This is a genomic window from Mycobacterium sp. UM_Kg27 (genome assembly GCF_000972905.1).
GTDB lineage: Bacteria > Actinomycetota > Actinomycetes > Mycobacteriales > Mycobacteriaceae > Mycobacterium.
The window spans coordinates 1-988 of the sequence record NZ_JRMM01000288.1 but is presented as its reverse complement, the minus strand read 5'-3'; the positions used below and the strand labels follow the sequence as shown (position 1 = coordinate 988).

Genomic DNA, 988 nt, shown 5'->3' with positions numbered 1-988 from the left:
GCTCGCGCGATGCACAACCGCTGCTGTTGCCCACCGGAGAGCCCGCCGCCCGGCTTGTCCAGCCGGTCCTTGACCTCGTTCCACAAGTTGGCCCCGCGCAGCGACTGTTCGACGGTCTCCTCCAGCAACTTGCGGTTGCGCACCCCCTGCAGCGTCAGTCCGGCGACGACGTTGTCGCGAATGGACATGGTGGGGAACGGGTTTGGGCGCTGGAACACCATCCCGATCGCCTTACGCACGCCCACCGGGTCGATGCCAGGCAGGTAGATGTCCTCACCGTCGAGCAGCACCGAGCCCTCGACTCGCGCCCCCTGGATGACCTCGTGCATCCGGTTGAGAGTGCGCAGCACCGTCGACTTACCGCAGCCCGACGGCCCGATGAACGCGGTGACGCTGCGTGGCGGTACCGACAACGTCACATCGGCCACCGCGTGAAACGACCCGTAATAGATGTTGACGTCGCTCAGGTCCAACCTTTTGGCCACTGGCAGCGTTCTCCTCACTCGACTCAACCTGTCCCGGCCCGCGGTTTCGACGGTCCAGACCTACTTGGAGCAACGATCTGCGCGCCAGCCTAGCCACGATCCTGCGTCCCGCAATCTGGCGAACCGCAGCGACACTGCCCAGGTCTCCCGCGAGGCGCCGCGGCTCGATGGTTGCCGAAGGTGTCGATCACCGGCTGATCCGGGGGCGCGCGTCTGCGACTCACACCGGGCAGGAAGTTGAGCCTCCAGCCGAAATGCCTTTCGGCCCAGTGGTTTAGTCGCCGGGTGTGACGTCCGCGATCGGCTAACCGAAGCGGCCGGAGATGTAGTCCTCGGTCTCTTTGAAGCTCGGGTTGGAGAAGATCTTCTCGGTCGCGTCGATCTCGATCAGCCGGCCGGGCTTGCCCACATCAGCCAGGTTGAAGAACGCCGTCTGATCACTCACCCGCGCCGCCTGCTGCATGTTGTGGGTGACGATGACGATGGTGTAGTCCTGCTTGAGC

1 protein-coding gene and 1 pseudogene are annotated in these 988 nt (G+C 64.7%); both read right to left on the bottom strand.

Going from position 1 to position 988, the window contains the following annotated elements:
- The coding region (locus tag LI94_RS21290; protein ID WP_046302493.1) for an ATP-binding cassette domain-containing protein at positions 1–485 on the bottom strand (485 nt) is incomplete at its 3' end.
- A gap of 304 nt (positions 486–789) precedes the next feature.
- Positions 790–988 (bottom strand): annotated as a pseudogene (gene pstB, locus LI94_RS21285) (phosphate ABC transporter ATP-binding protein); the annotation flags it as partial.